At 56.7% G+C, this 6,437-nt stretch carries 6 protein-coding genes; all 6 read right to left on the reverse strand.

The features are described 5' to 3' along the window. Positions 1-16: 16 nt before the first annotated feature. Complete coding sequence (locus tag J7024_RS18955) at positions 17-1,417, reverse strand: hypothetical protein (RefSeq protein ID WP_234745358.1); 1,401 nt, start codon at positions 1,415-1,417, stop codon at positions 17-19. Then, the gene (locus J7024_RS18960) at positions 1,414-1,671 is read right to left on the reverse strand and encodes a PAAR domain-containing protein (RefSeq protein WP_124826410.1); all 258 of its coding nucleotides are present in this window, start codon (positions 1,669-1,671) and stop codon (positions 1,414-1,416) included. Before J7024_RS18960 ends, J7024_RS18955 begins: the two co-directional genes overlap by 4 nt. 405 nt (positions 1,672-2,076) lie before the next feature. Continuing rightward, on the reverse strand, positions 2,077-2,541 hold the full coding sequence (locus J7024_RS18965) for a hypothetical protein (protein ID WP_124826411.1): 465 nt from the start codon (positions 2,539-2,541) through the stop codon (positions 2,077-2,079). A 47-nt stretch (positions 2,542-2,588) separates the two neighbouring features. Then, positions 2,589-3,326, reverse strand: coding sequence for a T6SS immunity protein Tli3 family protein (locus tag J7024_RS18970; protein WP_234745359.1), 738 nt, complete (start codon positions 3,324-3,326; stop codon positions 2,589-2,591). Then, positions 3,326-5,263 (reverse strand): T6SS effector phospholipase Tle3 domain-containing protein, encoded by a 1,938-nt coding sequence (locus tag J7024_RS18975; RefSeq protein ID WP_175752729.1) that lies wholly within the window; start codon positions 5,261-5,263, stop codon positions 3,326-3,328. Before J7024_RS18975 ends, J7024_RS18970 begins: the two co-directional genes overlap by 1 nt. A 3-nt stretch (positions 5,264-5,266) precedes the next feature. Further along, positions 5,267-6,437 (reverse strand): type VI secretion system Vgr family protein (locus J7024_RS18980; RefSeq protein ID WP_234745360.1); only part of this gene is annotated, 1,171 nt, incomplete at its 5' end.

Here is a 6,437-nt window from a genome sequence, read left to right on the forward strand (position 1 = left end):
GCATCAAGCAACCTCATCATCGGGCTTCCATACGTCGCAGTTGTCGGAAAAAGTCATCTTCCACCAAGTTACGCCTCAAGTACGAGCCGCCCACCTGGATCAGAAACAGCAAGACGAACCCGCCGATACAGGCCCAGAACCACCCAGGGGATGCGTTGAGGGCATTCAGTCCGACCATGACCACGCCCAGCCAACAACTCCCGGCCACGGTGACAGACAAGCTAAGCAGACGCGCATAACCTGCATCGACGCGAGGCACAGGTACGAGTTCGGTTCCAACCAGGTTCAGCCGCACCTTTTGGGCGCTAGCAGACGCAACCAGTTGCGCGCCCTGGCCATGCGCGACCATCTGTGCCGCGAGCGCCTGAAGCAAGAGCGCATTTACCGGCCCCGGCTTGCCGATCGCGCGATCGACGTCGTGCACCGGCAGTTCCAGCCTTGCATCGTCGATGGCGCCGAGCGTTGCATGACGCCCCTGGGACGGAAGATCACTTATCCATGCGTGCCGGATGCGCCGGCGCGGCGTCTGCTCCGACGCCAGCAGCGTTTCCACCACGGAATCGGACGGCATCGCAATCGGGCGGAATAAGCGGGCCTGTGGCCGGACTGTTCCCTTGAGGCTCGCGACTACGCGCGGCGACGTAAGCAACATCGCCACGGCGGCCTCGGACCAGGCCGGCTCCGTGCCCTCCGCATGTAGTTGGCAGCCCAGCAATAGCCGGAAATCGGACGTGCATTCCTTGTCGAACCACGTCTCGATATTTGCCTGCTTCGCACCGAATGGCACCCACCCGAACTGCACGAGATCGGGCAGGTACAGTTTCCTCCAGACCGCTCGGAGCTCGGTCAGATCGTCCTTGTCGGCGGATTGCAGGATCACGTCGACCGCATGACCCGACGCATCATGATGCGCGAGGCTGGCCGAGAACCGGCTCATCAGTTGCTCCAGTACCATCGCGAGCCGCGATACGCCTGTCGAACCTTCCGTATCCGGCAAAGGCAGGATCTTGCCTGGGTTGATCGGCGCGCTGCCCTCCAGGCCAAGCAGACGTTCGCCCAACTCGGGCTCGGGCGTCAACGCGATGCTATCGACGATCACCACGTGAGCTTGCGCCCATTGCCGCCACGTCGCCCGCTCGCTGCGGCACAGGAAATTCCACCAGTCGACCCGCTCGATCCAATCCTCGTAGCCGGAATAGATCAGCGCGCATACGCCGCCCGATATCAGCAGCGACAACAGGAAGGCGCGCCCGAAAAACGGTTCGGACATCACCGGTTTCCCCTGCTCCCAGTTGACTATCGTGATGAGCAGGCCCGCAGTCTGTATGACGACCACGGCGAGCACGCCCCACCAGATCGAGGGAGGTTTGCCGTACTGATATTCTGCGACGCCTGGGAGGGTCCATGCTCTGCTCATGCGATTTTCATCCCCGTGCTGCTGGCGATCACCTGGCTACCGCACTGCGTTCGGCACATGTGTACAGCCCATTTTCGGCCGCCTTCACTGTAGCCCTCGGCACACTCGATGATCGCGTTGTCGCCGTGCTCCGGACATGAGACGACGTCATGCAACAACGCGACCTTGCGGCCGTCGAGATCGAACGTCGAAGAAGCGGTCTTTACGATGCCGCCGTGTGTTGTCGCGTCGTCTTGGCATACTGGGAGCTTCATTCTTAAATCCCAAATTAAATATTTAATTTCTGTAAAGATCCGAGCACGGGTCAGGTTTTTTCCTTACCTACCACCGGCATTCCATAAAAATTACCCGCATAGCCCCACGATAATCGTCCCAATATTTTTCGACAACGGATTTTTCTGCACTTGATTCCGCCACTATCTCACCTGGATACTTGGAAGGGTCGTTCATGTTCGCAATATCACGAGCTGCCACCCCCCTTATAGGCATCCATCAATAATCTATATGCCATTTACGCACCCTCACGCGCGACCCCATCAATACCAAACAAATAGACATGCATGGCGAGCATATATTTTGCCCGAGATTCTTTCATTTCAGACGCCCTCATCAGCAAGGCAACATCCTCCGAAGTTGGCCTCCAGAGATCCCCACCCTCCCTATATTTTTTTGCATTCAAAATATGTCAGCGCAGGCGGATATCCGCCCTTCATCGCCATTTCCAAATATCCTTCCGCCTCACGCTCAACTTCACTCGTCGCAGACGCCGATTTTTCCGCCCCACACATATCACCATCATAATTAGCGAATCTAGAATTCGACCTCTTCAAATACATTTGATGATAGAGAATTCGATTCATATTAAGTTGGCCCACCGGATCTCCAGCATCTGCTTTTTGACGATAAGCTTCGCAATCGGCCGCCAATCTCCATCTATTTTCCGCTTGAGAAAATTTTATCTCCGCCGAGCGTTTTCTGGACTTCTCTGCTGATTCCACGGCGCCATCAATAAGCGTCGGAACAGGGGCCAGCACCGCTCCATAGGGAGTTGGAAGAGGAACACAGCTAGTGCAAATGAAAAATACCAATACCAGAGAAATGTAGCCAATAGCATTGTTTAACATACCCCAATATACTTTCTGTGTGCCTTGAGCCGAACGCTCAGGAGATCCTAAGGTAACAACGACGCATCTGGATTTGTCGGCTTGATCGATGTGTCGCAGGCGATTCGATCCTGGCCGGAGGGTGTAACGACACCATATAAATAATTCGGCCGTTTAGATGTAGAAAATGTTGAGCCGCGCACGCCGGGCGGATACGGTCTGCTCAAATCAATCCCCGGAATCAGCGGATATTCTTTCACATAAGCGCTACCATTTTCATTACCATAATCGACCTGAGCAAAAAACAGCTTATCTTTCGTTGCAGCAAACGTATACCTCCTCGAGTCTTCAAATGAATTAAAACTATGATCCGCGTAGACCTTCGTGGCGAAAGTCTTGCCACCATCTGTCGAGTACCAAAACGGCACCACACAACCTTTTTCGCCATCTCCACAAACCAATCCATTTGGGTAAGCCAGAGGCAACACAACATTCTCCCCAGTCGGATCGGCATTAATAATGCGCCCCAGGAAATTTTCAAACATGCCTCTCCCTAAAAATTTTCGAATTCCGGCATGAGTGTCGTTGTAGTACGACTCCCCGTGATAACAGTCCCGGTAACGTTCCAGCGTCACAAAGCGGTGATCGTCAATCCGATAGATCACTTGGGGCTGCGAGTCATACGGCAACTCCTTGAGCGCCGAGCTCATGAAATCTCCAAGCCCGAAGGTCGGACGTCGCGGAGTCTGCGCGGTGCAGCCTTGAGTCAGAGCAAGCAGTGCGATTATCAAAACGGTATATCTCATCAGGCTCCTCCTTTCCATTGCTGTTGCCGTAGTTGTTCGGCTTCGGACCTGCTTTGTTCCTCGGCTACCGTGTTCCAATCGATGTAGGCAGGTTTGACAATGCTTTGGGGAGCGCCAAACTCAAAATAGTCGTCATTGCCCCGCGTCCAGTCGGCAAACTTCATCAGGCGTGTCCAGAACGCAGGCCTCTCATACGCATCACAAAAGCCGATCGGCAAATCGTAGGCCACCACCCGGCGCATGAACGCCTGATGCTTCGGCAATGTACTGTGATTGGTCGGCTCGGCGCGATAGGTGTCGAGTCGTTGCAGCATTTCGTCCTGCGTCTCGAACCGAGTTGCGCGACGGTAACTATAAATATCCTCGGTAGTAACGGTGTGCCTCGGCTCAAAAATCGAGCGCATGTAACGGTAGTCAGGATCAGCGTAGTTCCCGGAATTCGGATCGGGAACCCACTTACCCATTTCATCCGCGCCTTTCCGTGAATTTTCGAACTGCTGCATCTCGTCTTCCGTAATCGGATACGGCACCTCCTCGGCGTTGATCGTTACTGATTTATCGGGATGCGGCACCGCCCATAACTTCATGAGCGGTGTAAAGATGTTCCGGTTGCCGTTCCAAAAATCGGTCGACTTCGCTCCGGGCACAAGCTTGTCGTCGGGAGTCGGTGGCAGCGTACCGAACCTCTTCTCGCCCGGTACGTCGCCCACCGGCGTACCGCGTGCCAGCATGCGCTGCTTCACGGTATCACCCAACTCACGAAGCAATTTGTCATCCACGCCCTGCCAGCCGATACTTTGCAGCGGCACCGCGCCCATCACGCGATCATGCGGTGTGAAATACACATAAAGACGACCGTGATTGTCGCGCTCATGAACGCCGGACTTGCGCTGGTTGTCGGGTCGCCAGAAATCCATATCTTCCGACGCTCCGCACTGAAGCTGCATCATTCGCTCCTCGTCCATCTCGCGCTTGTCCTGCTTGATCCGATTGGCAATATTCCGGAAGGTATTGACGCGCGCGTCGGGAGTCGGACGCTCCGCGCCGCAGGCTAGGGCATCCGTGACCTTGTCATCAAGGGAATACGGCGAATTCATTACGAACACTGCATCGGGTGCGCGTGTCTTGCATAAGGCCGTCGCCGCCAGCGCGATCATCGTCCCTTGGCTATGCGACATCACTGACACCGTATCGCGTGGACACTCTTTGCGAATCCGGTCAATCAAATCGGCCAGTCGTTGAGCCGCGTGCGCGTAATATGTGCGTGGAGGGGCGTCTTGCAATTGGCGATCAGCCTCTGTATTCAACGACTCCATGTCGAACTTGAGCACGTGACGCCTGAATCCCTCGTAGCTCCACAATTGCTGCAGGTTGTTGGTGCCGTTCTGGAAAGGACCACCTCCCCAATACCAAGGACCTTCCTCCTTGTTTACGCATTCTGCCCCCCACGCCCATAGATCAATGCCGCGCGGATTGCGCATTGGGATGCGCCACTTATGCTCGTCGCCGTTTGCAGAACGATAGCCCCAATAGAACCGAATCACGGGAGAATGCCCGGATTTTGCCGGATCAATCTGACGCGGAATCGGACGGCCATCGGAACCTTCAACGATATACGAGTTCGCTTCGAGCTTCGTTTCTTCCGTGCGGCCCAAACGATCATTCAATCCGGCACACAACGCCTGCTCCGCCGCGTCATACCACTCCCCCGTGGAATTCACGCCATGCACAAAGATAATGATGCCGGGCATATGAGGAGGAATGCGGCACTCGGCCCGCACCTGGAAACTGCTCGGCGTGTGATAAGACTCCCAATACGGTTGCCCCAGATGATCGCGCCTCATCGGCACGATGCGCGTGGCGGTGTCATGCTGATAGGGCTTCGTCGCATCTGCCTCGTCACCCGTGCCATCCGCCTGGTTTGTCTGGTCGGTCATGAATCAGACATCCTTATTGTTCTGAAGCAGCAGCTTGAGTCCATGCGCAACGTCCTGCCGGCTCAACGAGGTCTCCCCCTTGCCGTTGGTGACGCCCTCGATAATCTGCCCGCTAGCCAACTGAATCTTGTACGGCCGATTCACAATCGGTCGACCGGTGATGTCGTCGCTGAGAATGAACCGCTCGTCGTTCGCGATATCGATTTGATCGAACTTCGGTAGGGGCAGCGACAGCGCACCCGGTCCTTCCTTCTGGATTTCGATGATCTTGAGGATCAGGCAGCCGGCCCCGCCAATCTCGACGTTATCGCCCTGCACCTTGATGTAGGCCGTGCCGCCGCCGCCGAGCACCACCCCGTTGGCGGCATTGACGGTCGTGGTACCGTCGGCGCTGGTGATTCGCATGTCTTTCTGCGCCACCATCTCCATCGCGTCGGACTGCGCCTGGATTTGAACCTTGCCTCGGGCGGCATAGAGCTTGACGCCGAACTTGTGTGCAAACAGAGACAGCACCTCACCTGCTGCAATAGCAATATTCCGAAGCGCATTCACGTTGAACCGCGACGACGTGCCGACGCTAACGTCCTTGCCCGCCGACACCATCACCCGATCCGGCGTTGCCAGGCCTACGCCGTTCGGCGCGGACAGCGCAATCACGGCTGTCTTCAGGCCAGCGAGTTCGTCCTTCAGCCAAGCGTTTTCTGACTTCAGGTCTGCGATCTCCGCATGCGCAACGGCTGCGGCATCGGTCAATCCCCGAGCCTGCGCCTGCGTCAACGCAAACTGGTTCGTCATCGACCGCATGTCGGACGACTGTCCGGTCGCCTTCTCCTGCCTGTCGGACGACAGCAGCAGGCCACCACCCGCACGGACGTGCCCGCGATCGTCGGAGCGCAGTTCGAAGCCCTCGCCGCGTAGTCGCTGGTCCCGGCCCACCGTATAGCCGAGATTGAGCTGCGTCTTGCCGTGCTCGGTCGCGACCTTGATGTGTTCCTGGCCCTCCCGGTCGTCCAGCTCGACGGTGTTGTTCGAGCGCGTGCGGATCGTGTTGCGCGTGCCCCAGGGCACGCCCGCAACAATCGGGTCCGTATGCTGAGCGGTGTGCAGCACATGGCTGATGAACGGCAGATCCACGCAGCCCCACAGAAAGCTCACGCCGACCACCGTGCCTTCC

The organism is Burkholderia sp. WTPI3, assembly GCF_021483755.1.
In the GTDB taxonomy this organism is placed as follows: domain Bacteria; phylum Pseudomonadota; class Gammaproteobacteria; order Burkholderiales; family Burkholderiaceae; genus Burkholderia.